The following is a 19,168-nucleotide window of genomic DNA, read 5'->3' as shown; positions in this document are numbered from 1 at the left end:
GAGGACCTCATACGAGGAGACCCTGAGCATCCTGACCCTGCTGGAGATGAAGCTCGGCAAGGGCAGGGAAGAGGTGGTGAGCCTCTTGCACCGGATGCAAAAGGAGTCCAGAGGTAAAGCAGCCCATAACGTTATGGGCCACTCCGATGCTGTCCAGGTTGAGGAAATCTTCAAGGGCCTGGGACGGCTGACCTGGGAATCCTTCGTGCAAAACCGCCTCCCCCTGCTCAACCTCCCCGACGACCTGAAGGAGGCCCTCGAGGAGGGGGCCATCCCCTACACCGCCGCGCTGGAGCTGGAAAGGGTCAAGGAGCAGGGAGATCGGGCCCGGCTGCTGGAGGAGGCCCGGGCCGGGCTCTCGCTGCGGGACTTGAAGGCCCGGGTGCGCGCGCTGCTGAAGCACCCCCCCTCCGCCGCCCGACCCTGGCACCGGGAGGTGCTGACCAAGCTGGCCAGGATAGACCTCGAGGCCCTCCCCGCCGGGCGCCGGACCCAGGTGGAGGAGAAACTGAGGGAGCTGGCCGAGCTGCTGGAGGGCTGACCCCCCTCCCCCGCCGCCCCCTCCAGGGGGCGGTGTTTGCCCAGGAGGCCCGTGAAGCCGTGAGCGGAGCCGTTCAGCGGTCCGGGTCTTCGACCACAGCGGGCTCAGGGCCCAGGCGCCCAGCCTCGAGCAGCACCCACGCCCTGCGGGGCTCCATGGGGGTGAGCTTGATACAGCCGTTCTCCACCGTGTACGTCTGGCAACTCAGGGCCTCAGTAAGCCGGGTTCCCTCGGAAAAGCTCACCGGTAGGGCAAGTTCGCGGGGCACTCGAGTATTGTTGAGCACCACCAGCACCCGTTCATCCCCTAGGACTCGGTAAAAGCCGAACACCCGGTCCTCGGCGTGGGCCACCTCGAACGCGCCCCGCCGCAGCACGGGGTGCGCCCGGCGCAGGGCCAGCAGTCGGCGCACGCTGGCGCGAATCTCCGGCTTCCAGCGCTCCGGCTCCCAGACCATCGATCGGCGGCAATCGGGGTCGTCGCCGCCCTCCATCCCGTTCTCGTCTCCGTAGTAGAGCATCGGGGCGCCAGGGTAGGTGAGGAGGAAGGCGAAGAGGAGCTGCACGGCCTTAGGGTCACCGCCGCATTCGGTAAGAACACGCGGGGTGTCGTGGCTGCCCAGGAGGGTCAGCATCCCCCACTGTGAACCCTCGGGCAGCCGATTGCGCAGCAGGGTGAGGGCCCGGGCAAAGCTGTCGGCAGCCAGGGCGTTTTTGAGAAAGAAGTCGAAAAGCAGCTCCCGCAATCGGTAGTGCATGGTCCCGTCGAAGGTATCGCCCTGCAGGAAGGGCCAGGGGTCGCGCCACTCCTCAGCCACCAGATAGGCTTCGGGGTAGCGCGATTTGACCACCCTTCGCAGCCGCTGCCAGAAGCCGGTCTCGATCTCGTAGGCCACGTCCATGCGCCAGCCGTCGATGCCGCGCCCCAGCCAGTGCAGCACCACCTCATGCACGAAGGCTTCGACCTCAGGGTTACGGGTGTTGAGCCGGGGCAGCCAGCCCACCCCGCCGCAGGTGGCGTAGTTGGGTAGCTCCGGCTGTAGGGGGAAGCCGTAGGGCGTGAACCAGTCGCGGTAGGGTGAGCGCTCGCCCTGCTCGAGCACGTCCCTGAAGGGCGCAAAGCCCATGCCGCAGTGGTTGAACACCCCGTCGAGCACCAGCCGCATGCCGCGCTTCTTGACCTCCCGCACCAGGCGGTCGAAGGTGGCGTCGTCGCCGAAGTGGGGGTCAACCTGAAAGTAGTCGTAGGTGTCGTACTTGTGGTTGGTGGCGGCCTTGAAGATGGGGGTCAGGTAGAGCGCGTTGCACCCTAGGTCTGCGATGTAGTCCAGGCCCTCGATGACGCCCTCGAGGTCCCCCCCGAGGAAGTTATCGCGGGTGGGGGCCGCGCCCCAGGGCTCGGTGCCGGGCGGGTCGTTGGCGGGGTCGCCGTTTTTGAAGCGCTCGGGGAAGATCTGGTAGAAGATGGCGTCTTTAACCCAGTCGGGGATCTGCACGGCGCTACTCCTTGAGGCCGGTGCTGGTGATGCCGGCGATGAACTGCCGCTGCGCGGCGAGGAAGGCCAGGACGGCGGGCAACGTGACGATGGTGGCGGCGGCGCTCAAGAGCGTCCAGAAGACCCCGTACTGCCCCTGGAACATGGCCAGGCCCACCTGCACGGTGCGCATTTCGGTGGAGTTGGTCACGATCAGGGGCCAGAGGAAGTCGTTCCAGGCGAAGAGGAAGGAGAAGATCGCGCTGGCCGCCATCACCGGGGTGGACAGGGGCAGCACGATGCGGAAAAAAATCGTCAGGCGCCCGGCGCCGTCTATAAGGGCGGCTTCCTCGAGCTCTCTGGGTAGCGAGAGGAAGAACTGGCGGAAGAGGAAGATCGCGAAGGCCGAGACCGCCCGTGGGATGATGAGGGCGTTGTAGGTATCGATCCAGCCCAGAGCGTTCACCACCAGGAAGCTGGGGATGAGCGTCACGGGGAAGGGGATCATCATGGTGCCCAGCACCCCGAAGAACAGCAGGTCGCGCCCCGCGAAGCGCATCCGGGCGAAGGCGTAACCGGCCATGGCCGAGAAGAGGGTCTGGGCGAGGACGATCCCCACCGTCATCACCGCGCTGTTGAGGAAGAAGCGGGGAAAGGGCGCGGCCTGCCAGGCTTTGACGAAGTTCTCCCACTCAAGATGCACCGGAAACAGCAGGGGTGGTTGGTATAGCGCAATCTCGGGCTTGAGCGCGGTGGTGAGCATCCATAGGAAAGGCATGGCCGAGAGGAAGGCCCCGCCCGCGAGCAGCAGGTGGGTCAGCAAGCCTTTCAAAGGCTTAAGCATCGCCCTGCCCTCCTCGAGTCAAGCGGAATTGAATCACCGTAACCAAGAAGATCAGAGCGAACATCACGTAGGCCACCGCCGAGGCGAAGCCCAGCTCGCTGTAGCGAAAGCCCTGGCGGTAGAGGTAGTAGCCCAGCACATCGGTGCTGCCCAGGGGTCCCCCCGAGGTCATCACATAGACCAGATCGAAGACCTGAAAGGCATCAATCAGGGCTGTAACCACCAGGAAGAAGGTGGTTGGAGCCAGCAGAGGTAGCGTGATATAGCGGAACTGCTGCCAGGAGTCCGCCCCATCCAGTTGGGCAGCTTCGTAGTAGGTCTTGGGGATGCCCTGCAGGGCCGCCAGGTAGACCACCATGTTGAAGCCCACCCGCTTCCATACCCCCACCACGACCACCGCCACCAGGGCCCAGGAAGGGTCGCTGAGCCAGGAAGGCCCCTCGAGGCCCACCCCCACCAGCCCCCGATTCACCACCCCCTGGGTGGGATCGAAGAGGTACTTCCACACCACCCCGCTGGCCACGGTGGGGGTGATTACGGGTAGGAAGTAGAGCACCCGGTAGACGGCCTGCCCCCGGATGGGCTGGTTGAGCAGCACCGCCACCCCCAGGCCGAGGGCCAGCGCCAAGAGGGTCACCCCGCCCGCGTAGAGCAGGGTGACCCGGAGCGAGTTCCAGAACTCCCCGGAGGCCAGCAGCCGCGCGTAGTTGGCCAGCCCCACGAACTCGCGGGTGGGGGAGAGGCCGTTCCACTCGAAGAGCGAGAGGTAGAGCGAGTAGAGGGCCGGGTAGAAGTTGAAGGTACCCAGCACCGCTACCGTGGGCAACAGGAAAAACAGGGCGGCGGGCCACTCGCCCAGGGTTCGCCCCCACCGGGAGGCTTTGGAAGGCACTTTATGGAGGCGAACCCCATTCACGGCAGTCTCCTCAGGGCTAGCGCAGCAGCGGTGCCACTTCCTGGGCCGCGCGCTCGAGCGCCTCCTTGGGGCTCAGCCGTCCCAGCAAGGCTTCCTGCACGTACTTGGCGAAGATGTCCGAGATCTGGGGATAGCGGGCCACCGGCGGGCGGGGCTTGGCGAAGGCCATCGAGTCCACGAAGGGGCGCATGAGGGGGCGGGCGTTGCTCACCCAGGCCCGGTAGGCCGGGTCGTTGGCCACCGAGCGGCGCACCGGCAGGAAGCCGGTTCCCCGGTCCCACTCGACCTGCACGGGCGTGCTGCTGAACCAGTTGATGAAGTCCCAGGCGGCCTTGGCCGTGGCTGCGTCGGCGCTCTGGAAGATGAAGATCTGCTCGCCGCCCATATTGGTGGCCGGGCGCCCGCCCGGGGCGAAGGGGAAGGGAGCTGCCCCGAGCTCGAAGCTCACCTGCTGCGGGAAGAACTGCGTCATCCACGAGCCGTCCATCACCATCGCGGCTTCCCCGCGTCCGAAGAGGCCCCACGGGGCCACGGGAGCTACTTTCTCCTTCTGCACCAGGTCCACCAGGAACTGCAGAGCCCGCACTCCTTGAGGCGAGTTAAAAGCCGGAGCGGTATTGTTGGCGTTCAGGAACTCGGCTCCCGCACCCCAGAAGTACACCTGGGTTTGCCAGGTAGTGCCCTCGCCGCCCTGGGTGAAGAGCTCGAGGCCCCACTTGCCAGTCTTCTCCTTGACCTGCTTGGCAAAGCGCAAAAGCTCGTCCCAGTTGCGTGGGGGGCGGTTGGGGTCGAGCCCGGCAGCCCGGAAGAGGTTCTTGTTCCAGAACAGCCCGAGGTTGGAAGCGCTCACCGGCAGGCTGTAGCGCTTGCCCTGGTAGAGCCCGTAGACCAGTGGACCGGGGAAGTAGTCGGTGAGGTTGAGGTTGCTCTGGCGGATGTAGTCGTCGAGCGGGGCCAGGGCACCGCTACGGGTGAGCAGGGGCATGGCGACGAGGTCGGAGATGGCCATGGTGGGGGTCTGCCGGGCGGTGATGGCGGTCTGCAGCTTGGTCAGCAACTCCCCGCCGGGCACGAACACCGCCTCGATGGTCACCCCGGGGTGCTCCTTCTGGTAGCGCTCGATGAGGCCCTGCAGGACCTGCCCGTTGGCCCCGTCCCAGTAGTGCCAGAAGGTGAGCTTCTGGGCCGTGCTCAGGCCGAGCAGCACTACAGCCGTGGTTACGATTGTTTTGAGCCAGTGTGCTTTCATGCTTTCCTCCTTGACCGAACTAGAACGTCGGGTAGATCTCGACCGTTTGGCCGCCGCAGACGGTGTAATTGCCGCCTTGGGACCAGGTGGTGTCGTTAATAAGAGGCTTGTACTCCATGCAAGTGCCCGCCGGGATGCGTTCGGTCTGCCAGGTCCACAGGTCGGGCCCCTCGTTGTGTGCGCCCCGGCCTATGTCCCACCACAGGGGATACTGGCTGCCGCGGATGAAGATCGAGTTTCCCCAGCCGACGTTGTAGCGGACCTTGATCTTGGTCAGGGTGGTGGTCGGTGGGCTGTAGGGAGCGACGCTTCCGGGCACGAAGATTGCAGCCTGTTTGGCCCCCAGCGTCACGGTGATCTGCTTCCCCGTCACGCCGCCGGATTGCACCGTGACCGTCTGGCTGGTGTCGAGCAGGTTGGTGAGCACGGTTCCCACCGCCAGGGTGCTCTCCGCACGCAGGGGGATGGTGCGGGTTTGCGGATCCCAGGCGTTGGTGAATGCCGCGATCGCCTCAGCCCCGCTGGTATCGACGCGCCGGGAGAAGGCGTAGACTTGGTTGTCCTTCCACATTTCCCGCTGGGTGCCACGTCGGAGGGCAACGTAGTCTTTGCGGATTTGGGTAAGGCGCTGGATGTGCTTGTAGATGTTGTGGTTCTGGTTGTAGCTGCTGAGCATCTCGCGGTTGTGCTCGTTGGCGATCCCCGACCATTCCTTAGGCCGACCGTCGCCGTAGTAGGCCTGCTCGGTACCGTAGTAGACGTCCGGGATGCCGCGCGCGGCGAAGACGAAGCTCAGCGCCAGGCGTAGGCGACGCCAGTCGTCGTCGCCTACGGTGAGGAAACGGTCACGGTCGTGGTTATCGATGAAGGTCACCAGCCGCAGTGGGTTCTGGTACTTGTAATCTTGGGCGAACAAGTCGCCGAGCTTGTTCATGCTCTGGTCGTAGGCGAAGACGTCGCGGATGGTGAAGAACAGAGGGAAGTCCAGCACGCCCCACTCGTAGCGCTGGTAGTCGGCGACGTAGTCCACGCTGCCCTCAAAGACCTCCCCGAAGGTGGGTTTGCCCAGGGCCTGTTCGAACTCCTGCAGGAACCATTTGGGCATCCCGCGCGCTACGTCCACCCGTGCAGCGTCGAACCCTACCGTGTTAAACCAATTCTGGTATGCGCTGATAATGGCCGCCTTGGCGTCCGGGTTGGACTGATCGAGGTCGTCGAGGCCGCCCAAGTCGTAATTCTCGACCTGGTACTGATTGTTCCAGTCTGTGATGTTGCCGTAGTGGTGGTACCAGTTGGGGTTGTTGAACGGGGCAGCCGGGGCATTATTGGGCGGGTTATACACGGTGGCCTGGGGGTCAAGGAAGTCGCCGGTGTGATTGGGGACCACGTCGAGGATCACCGCGATGCCGTTGGCGTGGGCCAAGTTGACGAATTCTTGCAGCTTCGCGATGTTGCCGAAGTGGGGGTTGGGCGCATTATAGTCGTAGGTGAAGTAGCCGTGATACCCGGCCTCACCCCCGTCCTTGCTCACGTCCTGGTCGTCAGAAACCGGGGAGATCCAGATGGCCGTGACCCCGAGGTTCTTGATGTAATTGAACTGGTTGATCAGGCCCTGCCAGTCCCCGCCCTGATAGAACTTGAGGTTGCCGGGTCGGTACTCGTTGAAGCCCTGGTTATTGTTGGCAGGGTTGCCGTCGTTGAAGCGGTCGGTGAGGACCATGTATACGATGTCGTCCTCGTTGAACGGTTCGCTGGTCACTGCAGCGGGGTTTGCGGGCCCTACGCCCTCCAGAGGGCCAGGGGCCCTCTGGTTGCATCCCGCCAGTAACAGGGCGAGTCCGAGTACCAGCGCCAGTTTTTGCCAAGCAGATCTTTGTGCCATTCGTTCAACACCCCCTCGCCGTCCTCCGAGAGTGTGGGGCGGAAGCCTAAGGCCGACCACGGGTTATTCTGTGCAGCTGACTCACCCCCTAGACCCTGGACGACTCCCGCACCACCAGCCGCGGGCTGAGCACTCGGTGGATGACCTCAGCGGGTGGCCGTTTGATTCGCTTGAGGAGCAGGTTGGCAGCCAGCCCCCCCATCGACTCGATGGGCTGCTTCACGGTCGACAGCCCGTAGGCCTCGGCCCAGGGCTGGTCGTCGTAGCCCACCAGCCGCACCTCGCCCCCGACCTTGATGCCCTTGTGGGCGAACTCGTCGATGAGCCCCTGGGCCAGCAGGTCGCAGGTGGCGAAGATGTTGGCCGGGCCCTCGAGCCTGCGCAGGATCTCCTGCGCCGCCAGGCGGCCTCCGTCCCAGCTAAACTCGACGGTGATGACGTGATCCTTGGGCAGCTTTACTGAGTCTTCCTCCAAAGCCCTCTGGAAGCCCTTGAGGCGTTCGCGGAAGACTCCGCTGGCGAAGGGGGTGTCGAAGCGCTCCTCGATCATGACCACGAAAGTCGGGGCGGGGCGCTCGAGGAGGTGTTTGCCCGCGAGGTAGCCCCCCTCGATGTGGTCCACCGTCACGCTGTCGTAGGCGGTGTGGGCGATGTCCACCAGGACGGTGGGCAGGTCGGCGGGGATCTGGCCGCCCTCGAAGAGGCGGTCGGGGTTGAGCGAGGCCAGGATCAGGCCGTCGGCGTTGTAGGGGGGGGCGGAGGGGTTGCGGTAGCGCTCGAGGCGGCGCGGGCTTAGTAGGGGGAAGAGCCCGGCGTCGTAGTCGTGCAACGCCAGGACCTGGTCGATGCCGTTGATCAGGCGGTTGTAGAAGTCGGTGCCGATCATCGGCAGAATCACCGATACGGATTGGGTCTTCCCGGTGCGGAAGGTGCGGGCGGCCTGGTTGGGGCGATAGCCGAGTTGCTCGACGGCGCGCTGCACCTTGGCCCGGGTCTCCTCGGACACGTCGCGGTAGCCGTTGAGCACCCTGGAGACCGTGCTCACGGCGACCCCGGCGAGCTGGGCCACATCCTGGATGGAGACGCGTGTGTTCATGACCCCCTTTCGACAACGTAGCGTGGGTGACGTGCCAAAATCGTTTCCGAAATCGTTTTTGTGCCTTGAATATAGACCCTGCTCCCCGGGTTGTCAATAGGGCCCCCGGTCAGCATCGTCACCGGGCCTACCGGCGTGGGCAAGACCTACCTGGCCTGCGCCATGGCCCACCAGGCCTGCCGCCGGGGTTTCACCGCCCTCTACGTCCAGGTGGGCCGGCTGCTGCAGGAGCTGTCCATCGCCAGGGGCGACGGGCGCTACCTCAAGCTGCTGGCCCGCCTCGCCAAGACGGACCTGCTGGTCCTCGACGACTGGGGCCTGGACAGCCCCACCCCCGAGCAGCGCCGCGTCCTGCTGGAGCTGCTGGACGACCGTTACGAGAAGCGCTCCACCCTCATTGCCAGCCAGTTCCCCACCGACGTGTGGTACGACACCCTGGCCGACCCCACCCTGGCCGACGCCATCCTGGACCGCGTCCTGCACAACGCCTACCGCGTCGAGCTCAGGGGCAAGAGCCTCAGGAAGACCAAGCGGGGCCTGAACCCGCTGAAGGAGGCGAGCACCTGACCCGGCCTTGCCGCTCACTTGTACCGGATTATCCGCACCACCACCCTCCGGACAGGCTGTTCGGCGGGCGTTCCTGCGTAGCGCCAGGCCTCGAAGCGGCAGGCCACGGCCCTGCCGGGCAGCACCGCGGCGCCCGAGGCCGGGCAGGGGTGCTGGGTGGTCGTCCCATCCGGCAGGGCGGTCGGGGTGAGTCCGATGTGCTTGACGTTCGCCCCGGTGCCCTCGGCCAGGTAGATCCCCCAGGCTCCTGGTTCCAGCCCCCGGCCCTGGGTCTCCCGGAAGGTGACCACCGAGCGGGCGTAGAGGGGCTCCTCCGCTAGGGGCAGCCGCGCCCAGGCTGCCTCGGGCGGCAGCGGCCTCAGCGGGTTCAGCTCAAAGGCCGTGGGGACCAAGTTGTCAGCCTCGCCCCCCGCCATCCGGTCGGCGATGAGGCCGACGTCCCACCAGTACAGCCGCTCCCGGATGAAGGCGTCGACCCGCTCCAAGGACTCCCCGCCCAGCCGCAGGAGGTAGGCGCCCCCGGGGGTTTTCGCGAGCCGGGCGCTGAAGCCGAAGGCCCGCAGCATGGGCTCCAGGGGGGCCAGGACCGTGTTGTAGCGGGGCAGCAATCTGGGGGCGAGCGGCCAGGCCTCCCGGACGCCGTTGACCTCCCCCTCAGCCCGGCCCACGGCGAAGCGCACCCGGCCCGCGCCCCGCGAGACCGTGACCGTGCCCCGCGACCACTCCACCGTGGCCCCGAGCAGCTCGGCCACCGGGCGCACCGGGGCCACGACCGAGCCGCCGAGCAAGAAGGGGCCGGCGGGGTAGGTGTAGAGCAGCCAGTGCTGGGCGGTGCGGAGGAAGACCTGGGGGTAGGGGGTGCGGCCCTGGCCGAGCAGACCGGGGGACAGGGCCCAACTCTCCCCTCCCGCCGCCGCGGCCAGCGCCAGGAAGAGGAGCAGGGCGAACAGCCAACGCCTCATCGGGGGTCACCGCAGGTCGATGCTCACGTCCTCCATGTACGCAAGGTACACGTCTGCGGACACTTTAGAGGTCGGCATGCTACAGCTTACCCCCTCAACGTCATTGACGTTATCCGGGTCGATGTCCCGCCCGCCCGACGAGTAGCCCCACAGGTGCTTTTCGGCAACAGGCACGGTCTGCCCGTTGGGGATCGGGATCGGCTGTGTGGTACCGCTGTAACGGCCCAATTGAGCGTTCGCCCATGACACGCCGAGGAGGTAGGAGCCAGACGTGAGGTTGAGCGAGGACTGGGCGATCGAGGTGATCCATTTCATCGTGTTCCCCACATGAGGCCGGCCCGGTCGCGTCCTGGGCGACCTCGCAGCTCGTCCACGGCCAACCGGAAGGAGACATAGCGATGGGAAGAAAGTTGCCTCAGTTGGGTAAAATGCGCTCGTGGAGCTCTACTACACGGTGGAGGAGCTGGCCCGCACCCTAAAAATCTACGCCGCCGAAAGGGGGTTGCGAGGAAGTGAGGTATTGCGAGCGTTACTAGCACAGCTTAATTCCGACACAGAGCTACAGCAGGCAATCCAGAAGCGCCTCGGTAAATAAAGCTGCCAACTATGTTTCCGCCTGACTCCGACTACCGCGACGAGCGCTTATCCGAGTCCGACACCCGCTCGAAGCTCATCGATCCCGCGCTACGCCTGCGCGGGTGGACCGAAGCCCACATCCGCCGGGAGGAGACCGCGGGGGCGATCGACATCGTGGACGGCCGGGGCAAACGCCGCCGGGGCCGGACCGACTACACCCTCCGCGTGCGGGTGACGCCGGACGCCCAGCCCGTGGCGGTGGCCCTGCTGGAGGCGAAGAAGAACCAGCTTCCCCCCGACCACGGCCTCGAGCAGGCCCGGCTCTACGCCGACTCCAAACGGCTGAACGTGCCCTTCGTGTTCTCGTCCAACGGGTACTTCTGGGTCATGTTCGACCGGAGCACCGGCCTGACCTCCGAGCCTCGTCCCATGAGCGAGTTTCCCACCCCGGAGGAGCTCCGGGCGCGCTACGAGGCCATGATGGGCTTCCGCCTGGACAGCCCGGCGGCCCGCCCCCTTCTGGTGCGGTATCCGGGGGGAGAAGGCACCCGGCGCTACTACCAGGATGCCGCCATCCGCGCCACCTTGGAGAAGCTGGCCAGGGACGCCACCCAGGAGAAGCCGGGCCGGGCCTTGCTCACCCTGGCGACCGGAGCAGGGAAGACCTTCATCGCCGTGCAGCTTCTGAAGCGCGTCGCCGACGCAGGACAACTGCGCCGGGCACTGTTCATCTGCGACCGGGACGAGCTGCGGCAGCAGGCCCTCGCCGCCTTCACCAACGTCTTCGGGACCGACGCCGCCGAGGTCAAACGCAACCCCGACGGCAGCAACCACGCCAAGAACGCCCGCATCCACATCGCGACCTACCAGACCCTGGACGTGGGCAACGAGGACGGCACGGCCAACTTCTTGCTCGAGCACTACCCCGAGAACTACTTCAGCCACATCATCATCGACGAGTGCCACCGCAGCGCCTGGGGCAAGTGGAGCCAAGTGCTCCTGAGGAACCCGGACGCGGTGCAGATCGGCCTGACCGCCACCCCCCGGCAGCTCAAGCTCCCGGAGAAGACTGCAGGGGCCCTCGAGGACGAGGCCATCACCGCCGACAACATCCGCCACTTCGGGGAGCCGGTCTACGAGTACGACCTCGCACAGGGCATCGAGGACGGCTATCTGGCCGCCTGCGAGGTGGTGCGGGCCCAGGTGGACATCGACGAGACCGGGCTGAGCATCGATCAGATCCTGGCGCTCAAACCCGTGGACGCCATCACCGGCCGGCCCTTAAGCCGCGAGGAGCTGGAGGAGCTTTACGAGAAGACCAGCTTCGAGGACCGCATCATGCTCCCCGACCGGGTCAAGGCCATGTGCGCCGACCTCTTCCAGCGGCTCTTAGAGACCGGGGGGCCAGAGCAGAAGACGGTGATCTTCTGCGTGCGCGACGCCCACGCCCAGGCCGTGGCCCGGGAGATGGGCAACCTCTACGCCGAATGGTGCCGGGAGAACGGCCAGGCCCCCAAGGAGTACTACGCCTTCAAGTGCACCGCGGCCAGCGGGGGCAACGACCAGTTGGCCGACCTCCGGGGCTCTAGCAACAGCCATTTCGTCGCCACCACCGTGGACCTCCTGACCACCGGGGTGGACGTGCCCTGCCTAAGGAACGTGGTCTTCTTCCGTTACGTGCAAAGCCCCATCGCCTTCTACCAGATGGTGGGCCGGGGGACCCGGATCGACCTCGCCAGTGACAAGCTGATGTTCCGGGTCTACGACTACACCGACGCCAGCCGGCTGTTCGGCGAGGCCTTCCTGACCCGCTACACGCGGCCTGAGGGCTCCAAGGAGGGGGAACCTGGGGATGAGGAAGGCCCTGGCCCCGATAACCCGCAGCCTCCGCCACAGCCCATCCCCCAGGTGGAGGGGGTCAGTGTGCTGGTCCGGCCCGCCGGGCGGCTGGTGGTGGCCCAGGTGGACGGGCAGGAAAAGCTTATCCCCATCGAGGAGTACAAGGAGCGCCTCTCGGAGCGGCTGGTCCAGGCCGCCCCCGACCTCGAGCACTTCCGGCGGGCCTGGGTCCACCCCGACGAGCGCCGGCAGTTGGTGGACCATCTGGTGCGCTCGGGCTACAGCCCCAAGGTGGTGCAGGTGGTGGAGGAGATGACCGATTACGACCTCTACGACGTGCTCGCCGCGCTGGGCTACGGCATGAACCCCCTGACCCGCCTTCAGCGGGCCGGGGCGTTCGGCTACAAGCACCGGGACTGGATGGGAACCATGCCCCGGCGCACCGCCGCCACCGTGCTGGCCATTGCCAACCAGTTCAGCCGCTCCGGCACCGAGGCCCTGGAGAGCCCGCAGATCTTCAACGTGCCCGAGGTGGTGCGGGCCGGGGGGCTGCCGGCCCTGAAGGAGCTAGGGGAGCCACGTGAGGTGCTGCGCCAGACCAAGGAGAGGATGTTCGAGGCGTGAGCGAGCTCTTACCCCAGGACTACCCCGCCTTCTTGCAGAGCCTCAAGGAGCGCATCCGGCAGGCTCAAGTCCGGGCGGCGCTCTCGGTTAATCGCGAGCTGGTGCTCCTATACTGGCAGATCGGGCGGGAGATCCTCAATCGGCAGGAGCAGGAGGGTTGGGGAGCCAAGGTGATTGACCGTCTGGCCCAGGATTTGCGCCAAGCCTTCCCCCAGATGAAGGGCTTCTCGCCCAGGAACCTCAAGTACATGCGGGCTTTTGCCCAGGCCTATCCGGAGGAGGCTTTTGTGCAGCAGGCTGCTGCACAAATCCCCTGGTTTCACAACTGCCTCATCCTGGACCGGCTCAAAGACCCCGCCGAACGTGAGTGGTACATCCGAGCCTGCATCCAGCACGGCTGGTCCAGGGCCATCCTGGAAGCCCAGATCGAGACGGGGCTGTACCGGCGGCAGGGGGCCGCGCTGACCAATTTTGCCCGCACCTTGCCCGCCCCCCAGTCTGAGCTCGCCCAGCAGGTGCTCAAAGACCCCTACAACTTCGACTTCCTATCGCTGCACGATGAGGCCGTAGAGCGCGACCTCGAGCGCGCCCTGCTGGAGCACCTACAGCGGTTCATGCTCGAGCTGGGGGTGGGCTTCGCCTTCGTGGGCAGCCAGTACCACCTAGAAGTAGACGGCCAGGACTACTACCTCGACCTGCTGTTTTATCACCTCAAGCTGCGCTGCTACGTGGTAATCGACCTCAAGATGACCGAGTTCAAGCCCGAATACGCGGGCAAGATGAACTTCTACCTCTCGGCGGTGGATGACCTGCTACGCCACCCCACCGACGGCCCCACCTTGGGCCTGATCCTGTGCAAGAGCAAGCGCAAGCTCACCGTGGAATACGCGCTGCGTGACCTGAGCAAGCCCCTGGGCGTGAGCAGCTTCCAACTGGCCGAGGCTCTGCCCAAGGAGCTCGAGGCCGCCCTACCGAGCGTGGAGCAGCTCGAGGCCGAGCTAAGGAGCGACGATGAGCAGCCCGACGATTGAAGTCCCAAAACCCGAAACCCGCCCTAAGCTGCCTGAGGGGTGGCGGTGGGTGAGGTTGGGCGAACTTGTAGAGAGTGCTCAACCCGGCTTTGCCAGCGGGGAGAGAAGTCCCGCTGGCGTCATCCAAGTACGGATGAACAACGTAACAACCTTGGGAACCCTTAATTGGATTGAAATTACACGTGTCCCTAGACCCTCAAAGGGTCTTGGAAAGCTCCTACTACAACCGGGGGACGTACTGTTTAACAATACAAATAGCGTTGAATTGGTAGGAAAATCCGCGCTTTTCCAGGGGCATGAAGAAGAAGTTACCTTCAGTAACCACTTCACGCGCCTCAGAACCCTTAAGCACCTGCTTGATCCGGCCTATCTAACATTTTGGCTGGTGAGTCAATGGCAAACTAAAACATTTGAAAGGATCTGTGTCCGGTGGATAGGCCAGGCCGCTGTTCAACGCAATAAACTTCTTACCCTCGAGCTTCCCCTACCTCCCCTCGAGACCCAACGCCGCATCGCCGCCATCCTCACCGAGCAGATGGGGGCGGTGGAAAAGGCCCGCAAGGCGGCTGAAGATGGGCTCGAGGCAGCCCGGAAGCTTGCTGGTGCGTACATAGTTGCTTCTTTCAGAGGGCCAAGGGTTGCTGACTGGGATCGAGTTCCCTTGGCTGACATAAGTACATTCCTGCCAGCAAAGTCCATTGCAAGCGACGGGGACACTGAGGTTCTAGCTATAACAACGGCGTGCCTATCCGAATTGGGCTTCAGGCCAGAGGGGATCAAAACCGCCCGCATGTGGGCAAATGATGCTCGAGAAGCAACGGTATCTCCTGGTGAAATCCTAATTGCCAGGAGCAACACGCCCGAGCTCGTAGGTAGGGTTGCGGTATACCCAGGGGGTTACCCAAATCTGGTCGCTTCAGACCTTACGATACGAATAAAAGCAACCGGTGCTGACCCAGCGTACCTGGGTGCCTATCTTTCTTCGCTCTACCTGTCTGGGTATTGGAAGGAGCGAGCAGGGGGGGCCAGCGGCTCGATGAAGAAGATCACGCGGGGGCAGCTTCAAGCCGAGCACATACCTCTTCCCGACCTTGAAACACAGCGTCGCACTGTAGCTGAGCTGAACAGTAAAACGGAGGCTACAAAGCAGCTTGTCCGTCACCTCGAGGCCCAGCTCGAGGCCATCCGCGCCCTACCCGCCGCCATCCTACGCCGCGCGTTCTCAGGAGAACTCTGATGCCCAGCAAGAACGGCTCAAACGGTACACCCCGCTTCACCACCCAATCCAGCCTCAGCGCCTACGTGTGGAGCATCTGCGACATCCTGCGCCGCTCCAACTGCGCCGGGGCTTTGCAGTACGTCCCCGAGCTGACCTGGATCCTGTTCCTGCGCGTCCTGGACGACCTGGAGACCCTGGAGGCCGAGCAGAGCCAGGCGGTGGGGGCGGCCTTCACCCCCAGCCTCGAGGCCCCCTACCGCTGGCAGGACTGGGCCGCCCCCGACGGCTGGAAGCGCCGCGAGCTGGAGGAAGGGGCCTTGGGCGCTTTCTTCGGCTTCGTCAACGGCGAATTGCTGCCCTACTTGAAAGGCTTGCGCGACCAGCCCAACGCCACCGCCCGGCAGAAGGTGATCAGCGAGATCATGTCCGGCGTCGATCGGGTACGGGTGGACACCGAGCGCAACTTCCTGGACGTGCTGGACAAGGTTCACCTTATCAACTCGCAAACGGTGGACAGCACCCACCTCTTCGCCCTCTCCCAGGTCTACGAAGGGCTCCTCTTGAAAATGGGGGAGAAGGGCAACGACGGGGGCCAGTTCTTTACCCCCCGTCAGGTGATCAAGGCCATGGTGCAGGCCATTGACCCGGGCCCCGCGGACACCATCTATGACCCCTGTGCCGGCACCGGCGGCTTCCTGGCCACGGCCTACGAGTACGTGCTGCAGAAGCTGGGGGACGACGCCACGCCGGAGCAGCTCGAGGCCCTCAAAACCCGGAGGCTTTACGGGCGCGAGAAGGAAAACCTGATCTACCCGATCGCCCTGGCTAACCTAGTGCTCCACGGCATCGACAAGCCCAACCTGTGGCACGGCAACACCCTTACCGGCCAGGAGATCTACGGGGGATTGTGGGAGGGAGCCCCGGCGCAGTTCGACGTGATCCTCACCAACCCCCCTTTCGGCGGTAAAGAGGGTAAGGTAGCCCAGGCCCGCTTTGCCTATAAGACCAGCGCGACCCAGGTGCTCTTCCTCCAGCACGTGCTCGACTCCCTCAGACCTGGGGGCCGCTGCGCCGTCGTGCTCGACGAGGGCGTGTCCTTCCGGCAGGAGACCGCCTTCGTGCAGACCAAGCGCAAGCTCTTGAACGAGGCCGACGTCTGGTGCATCCTCTCGTTGCCCCCGGGCACCTTCGTCAATGCCGGGGCCGGCGTGAAGACCAACATCTTCTTCTTCACCAAGGGGCGGCCCACCGAGCGCATCTGGTACTACGACCTGTCGGGGGTGAAGGTGGGGAAGAAAAGCCCGCTGACCCTCGAGCACTTCGAGGAGTTCTTCCGCCTGCTACCCACCCGCGCCGACTCCGAGCGGAGCTGGACGGTGGGCCGGGCCGAGCTCGAGGCCAGGAACTACGACCTCAAGGCCGTGAACCCCCACGCCAGGCCGGAGACCGACACGCGGAGTGTGGAGGAGCTGCTCGAGGTTATTGAACAGAAAAGCCGGGAGGTCACCGAGGCGTTAACCGCCCTGCGTGATCAGATCAAGGCATAGAGAACGAGCCGACCCCCCTTCGCTCCCCGGTGAGGGGCCGCCGGGCCCTGCGCTACCCCAACACGTCCGGCAGTGCCCTAGCAGCCTCCTCGAGCCTCTTCCGGCTCACGTGCACGTAGATCTGGGTGGTGGCGATGGAGGCGTGACCCAAGAGCTCCTTCACCTCGTCGATCCCCCGCCCGGCCTCCATCAGCGCCGAGGCGTAAGAGTGGCGCAGCTTGTGGGGGGTGAGCTTGGCCCACTCCTTGAGGCCGGCCTTCTTGGCCACCCGCTTGAGCATGGCCTGCACCGTGCGAGCCGGGAAGGGCTGCCCCTTGCGGGCCCCCGAGGTGTGGCTCCAGAGGTGGGGGCTGGTGGGGTGGCCCTCGAGGTTGCGGTGCTTGAGCCACTGGTGCAGCGCCCGCTGGGCGGTGGGGGAGAGCACCACCACCCGCTCCTTGTTGCCCTTGCCCAGCACCCGCACGGCGTGGGGGATGCCGTCCTGGTAGGTCACGTCCTTGTAGGTCAGGCTCAAGGCCTCCGACAGCCGCAGCCCGGTGCCGTAGAGGAAGGCCAGCAGGGCCCAGTCGCGCAGGCCTTGCCGGGGGGAGCGGTTCTTGTAGGCGGCCTCGAGCAGCCGCCCCACCTCGGGCGGGGTGAGGTAGGTGGGCAGGCGCTTGGGGAGCTTGGGGCGCTTCACCCCCTCGGTGGGGTCCTTGAGGATGGGCAAGGCCTCGACCTCGCCCAGGTACTTAAACCACTTGCCCAGGCCGGCCAGGAGGCGGGTGGTGCGGGCCGGCGACGCGGACCGCTCGGCCAGGAAGGAGCGCAGGTGGGCGCTGCCGACCTCCTCCCAGTGCGGCGGGCGGCGGTGGCGGCCTTCGAACCAGGCCGCGAAAAGGCGCACGTCGCTCAAGTACTCCCGCACCGTGCGGGGGGTGCGGCCTTCCTCCAGCTCCAGGTAGCGCTTGAACCGGGCGAGCAGCTCCTCCAAGGTCGTCACCTTCCTTAAGTGGCCCGGCCTCGAGCGGCCGGGCGGCGGTTGGGGTGAGTTTACGTAAAATATCAGTTTGGCGCAATATCGTAACGGCACCTCGACCACGGGGAAGCGCTGCCCTGGACGGAAGAAATGCCGTTACGCAGAGCCCGTCGGGTTGCGTAGGTGGGTTTCAATATTGCGACAAAAGAAGCGGGTTTGCGACAAACCATGCCTTTGGAGGGGGTGGGAGGCACACCCGGACAATGCAAAGGACGGCGCACCGCCGAATCACTGAATGCAGTATCGCAGTATTTCAGTAAATACTTATGTCATGGATCGACCCGAAACCGGTAAACAGGCCATTGGGGATAGCACGGATCGGCTGGCCTACAGCTACAAGGAGACGGCGAAGCTGCTCTCGGTGTCGGTGCGCACGGTCTACAACCGGATCGAGGAGGGGAAGCTGAAGAAGGTGTACATCACCCCCAAGACCCCCCGCATCACCCGCGAGAGCCTGCTGGCGCTGCTACAGGAGCGAGAGGAGAAGGTGCGGACGCAGGCCCGCGGGCTAAGCGAGGTGCTGAGGCGGTTCGGGCTGTGAGGCGGGGCGGGCTCAAGCTCTTCGCAGAGGCTTAGGATCCCGAAGCGGGCGGGGTCAGCACTGCTGGTCGCGGCGGTGGATCAGGTCGCCGTACAGCTGGCGCAGGTCGAATTGCTGCTCGAGGCTGAAGCGGTCAAAAAGGTCCCCAGGCTCCTCCTCCATGGCTTTCAGCAGCTCGTCGGCGGCCTGGGGGGTCTTGATCGCCTCGCACATGAGGGCCATCAGCTCCTCGTAGGAGAGCTCGCGCAGGCGCTTGGGGGAGGGCATGGCCCCATCCTAGCCCGCGTCCCCGCGGACAGCTAGCGGCCGAACCCGGCGCCGGGCCGGGCGGCCGGTGCAGCGGTGTGGCGGGTGCGCGGCTCCCGGGCGCCCCCGTGCGCTAGACTGGCGGGGTTCCGAAGCGGGACAAGCCCGGACGCAGCCAGAGATTCCCTTGGGTGCCCTGCGCCCGGGCCCTTCTGTTGCCGGCCCGTGGCAGAGGCCGGGTATCCTGGAGGCGGATGCCGCCGGAATTCCGCCCCCTGCTCCGCCTCGAGGCCCTCCGCCGCCCCGGCGGCCCGGGCCCCTCGTGGGCTGGGGCTCCTGGCACGGCCGTTGGGCCGGCCCCGACCACCGGCCCGTCCTCGAGCTGCGCTGGCGCCCCGCCGTGCGGTGGGGGCTGCGGGGCCTCGAGGGGCTGCCGGAGGTGGTGCTGCGGGCCGAGGGGCTGGGCGGGCCGGCTTAACCGGCCGGCCCGTCGCCCTCGCGCGGCAGGTCCAGCAGGCTCAGGCAGGTCTCGAGGTCGAACAGGTGCTGGACGCCCCTGGCCTCGCGGCGCAGGTAGTGGTGGACGACCATGTGGTGCCGCTGGGAGGGGTGATGCCCCTTCATCTCCCCAGCTAGCCTTCACGCGGCATCGCGGAGCTTTGGAACCTGGCGATAAATTTGTCGAGCTGCCGTGCCTGCCGCCACGGGTCGGGGTTGGGCGGTGTAGCCAGCTTTTCCAGCTCGGGAACCAGAAGCCGGATCCGCACCGCCCACCGCTTTAGCTCCGCGCTTCGATCCTCGCCCTCAAACGGGGTCGGCGTGGCCAGTACTCGCAGGGCGTGCTCGAAAGGCTCCACTCCCAGCGGGTAATACCAAACCTATGTAGATAATAATGCATGCCGAGCAAAGCCATACCCCTACACCCCCACCTGAGCCTGGAGGAACTCGAACAGCGCTACCGTAGCTGCAAGGATGCCAAGGAGAAGACCCGCTGGC

18 protein-coding genes and 2 pseudogenes are annotated in these 19,168 nt (G+C 65.5%); 9 read left to right on the top strand and 11 right to left on the bottom strand.

From position 1 onward, the window contains the following. Positions 1-10 precede the first annotated feature (10 nt). A pseudogene (locus Mrose_RS06535) lies at positions 11-541 on the top strand (ParB/RepB/Spo0J family partition protein); the annotation flags it as partial. Positions 542-614: 73 nt separating this feature from the next. Here the strand turns inward: Mrose_RS06535 and Mrose_RS06530 are convergent. From Mrose_RS06530 to Mrose_RS06505, 6 genes are all read right to left on the bottom strand, one after another. Then, positions 615-2,036: a glycoside hydrolase family 13 protein gene (locus Mrose_RS06530; RefSeq protein ID WP_119276660.1), complete on the bottom strand. Its 1,422-nt coding sequence runs from the start codon at positions 2,034-2,036 to the stop codon at positions 615-617. A gap of 4 nt (positions 2,037-2,040) precedes the next feature. Continuing rightward, on the bottom strand, positions 2,041-2,859 hold the full coding sequence (locus Mrose_RS06525; RefSeq protein ID WP_119276659.1) for a carbohydrate ABC transporter permease: 819 nt from the start codon (positions 2,857-2,859) through the stop codon (positions 2,041-2,043). After that, positions 2,852-3,775, bottom strand: a complete 924-nt coding sequence (locus Mrose_RS06520) for a carbohydrate ABC transporter permease (RefSeq protein WP_182482705.1) — start codon at positions 3,773-3,775, stop codon at positions 2,852-2,854. Before Mrose_RS06520 ends, Mrose_RS06525 begins: the two co-directional genes overlap by 8 nt. Positions 3,776-3,791: 16 nt before the next feature. Beyond that, entirely contained in the window at positions 3,792-5,024 is a 1,233-nt protein-coding gene (locus Mrose_RS06515; protein ID WP_119276657.1) for an ABC transporter substrate-binding protein, read from the bottom strand. 19 nt (positions 5,025-5,043) lie between these two features. Further along, positions 5,044-6,783, bottom strand: coding sequence for an alpha-amylase family glycosyl hydrolase (locus tag Mrose_RS06510; protein ID WP_119276655.1), 1,740 nt, complete (start codon positions 6,781-6,783; stop codon positions 5,044-5,046). A 211-nt stretch (positions 6,784-6,994) separates the two neighbouring features. After that, the gene (locus tag Mrose_RS06505; protein WP_119276653.1) at positions 6,995-8,002 is read right to left on the bottom strand and encodes a LacI family DNA-binding transcriptional regulator; all 1,008 of its coding nucleotides are present in this window, start codon (positions 8,000-8,002) and stop codon (positions 6,995-6,997) included. 114 nt (positions 8,003-8,116) lie between these two features. Here Mrose_RS06505 and Mrose_RS06500 point away from each other — a divergent pair. Beyond that, positions 8,117-8,569, top strand: a pseudogene (locus Mrose_RS06500) (ATP-binding protein); the annotation flags it as partial. Positions 8,570-8,583: 14 nt separating this feature from the next. On the opposite strand, the gene Mrose_RS06495 reads toward Mrose_RS06500, so the two are convergent. Further along, complete coding sequence (locus tag Mrose_RS06495) at positions 8,584-9,531, bottom strand: copper amine oxidase N-terminal domain-containing protein (protein WP_119276649.1); 948 nt, start codon at positions 9,529-9,531, stop codon at positions 8,584-8,586. A 6-nt stretch (positions 9,532-9,537) separates the two neighbouring features. Then, positions 9,538-9,846, bottom strand: coding sequence for a hypothetical protein (locus tag Mrose_RS06490; RefSeq protein ID WP_147371581.1), 309 nt, complete (start codon positions 9,844-9,846; stop codon positions 9,538-9,540). A 121-nt stretch (positions 9,847-9,967) separates the two neighbouring features. Between Mrose_RS06490 and Mrose_RS18820 the strand changes: the two genes are divergently transcribed. The 5 genes from Mrose_RS18820 to Mrose_RS06470 are packed head-to-tail and all read left to right on the top strand — an operon-like array spanning position 9,968 to position 16,367. Further along, on the top strand, positions 9,968-10,126 hold the full coding sequence (locus Mrose_RS18820) for a hypothetical protein (protein ID WP_182482704.1): 159 nt from the start codon (positions 9,968-9,970) through the stop codon (positions 10,124-10,126). 11 nt (positions 10,127-10,137) lie between these two features. Then, a complete protein-coding gene (locus Mrose_RS06485; RefSeq protein WP_119276645.1) occupies positions 10,138-12,570 on the top strand; it encodes a DEAD/DEAH box helicase family protein in 2,433 nt (810 codons plus the stop codon). Next, positions 12,567-13,601 (top strand): PDDEXK nuclease domain-containing protein, encoded by a 1,035-nt coding sequence (locus tag Mrose_RS06480; RefSeq protein ID WP_119276643.1) that lies wholly within the window; start codon positions 12,567-12,569, stop codon positions 13,599-13,601. Before Mrose_RS06485 ends, Mrose_RS06480 begins: the two co-directional genes overlap by 4 nt. Further along, positions 13,582-14,838: a restriction endonuclease subunit S gene (locus Mrose_RS06475; RefSeq protein WP_119276642.1), complete on the top strand. Its 1,257-nt coding sequence runs from the start codon at positions 13,582-13,584 to the stop codon at positions 14,836-14,838. The genes Mrose_RS06480 and Mrose_RS06475 overlap by 20 nt, the downstream gene beginning before the upstream one ends. Then, the gene (locus Mrose_RS06470) at positions 14,838-16,367 is read left to right on the top strand and encodes a class I SAM-dependent DNA methyltransferase (protein ID WP_119276640.1); all 1,530 of its coding nucleotides are present in this window, start codon (positions 14,838-14,840) and stop codon (positions 16,365-16,367) included. The genes Mrose_RS06475 and Mrose_RS06470 overlap by 1 nt, the downstream gene beginning before the upstream one ends. A 52-nt stretch (positions 16,368-16,419) precedes the next feature. Here the strand turns inward: Mrose_RS06470 and Mrose_RS06465 are convergent, their stop codons facing one another. Next, entirely contained in the window at positions 16,420-17,340 is a 921-nt protein-coding gene (locus tag Mrose_RS06465) for a tyrosine-type recombinase/integrase (RefSeq protein ID WP_119276638.1), read from the bottom strand. Between the two features lie 316 nt (positions 17,341-17,656). Here Mrose_RS06465 and Mrose_RS06460 point away from each other — a divergent pair, with 316 nt between their 5' ends. Beyond that, a complete protein-coding gene (locus tag Mrose_RS06460) occupies positions 17,657-17,926 on the top strand; it encodes a helix-turn-helix domain-containing protein (RefSeq protein WP_119276636.1) in 270 nt (89 codons plus the stop codon). Positions 17,927-17,980: 54 nt separating this feature from the next. Here Mrose_RS06460 and Mrose_RS06455 read toward each other — a convergent pair whose 3' ends face one another. Further along, positions 17,981-18,193 (bottom strand): hypothetical protein, encoded by a 213-nt coding sequence (locus Mrose_RS06455; protein ID WP_119276635.1) that lies wholly within the window; start codon positions 18,191-18,193, stop codon positions 17,981-17,983. A gap of 301 nt (positions 18,194-18,494) precedes the next feature. On the opposite strand from Mrose_RS06455, the gene Mrose_RS18815 reads away from it, so the two are divergent. Continuing rightward, positions 18,495-18,650 (top strand): hypothetical protein, encoded by a 156-nt coding sequence (locus tag Mrose_RS18815; RefSeq protein WP_182482703.1) that lies wholly within the window; start codon positions 18,495-18,497, stop codon positions 18,648-18,650. On the opposite strand, the gene Mrose_RS18810 is transcribed toward Mrose_RS18815, so the two are convergent. Then, positions 18,647-18,796: a hypothetical protein gene (locus Mrose_RS18810; protein ID WP_182482702.1), complete on the bottom strand. Its 150-nt coding sequence runs from the start codon at positions 18,794-18,796 to the stop codon at positions 18,647-18,649. The two genes, Mrose_RS18815 and Mrose_RS18810, sit on opposite strands and share 4 nt — an antisense overlap. Between the last annotated feature and the right edge of the window lie 372 nt (positions 18,797-19,168).

The sequence above is a fragment of the Calidithermus roseus genome (assembly GCF_003574095.1).
GTDB classification, from domain to species: Bacteria; Deinococcota; Deinococci; order Deinococcales; family Thermaceae; genus Calidithermus; species Calidithermus roseus.
The sequence above is the reverse complement of the archived record's forward strand: the minus strand, read 5'-3'. Positions and strand labels throughout refer to the sequence as shown.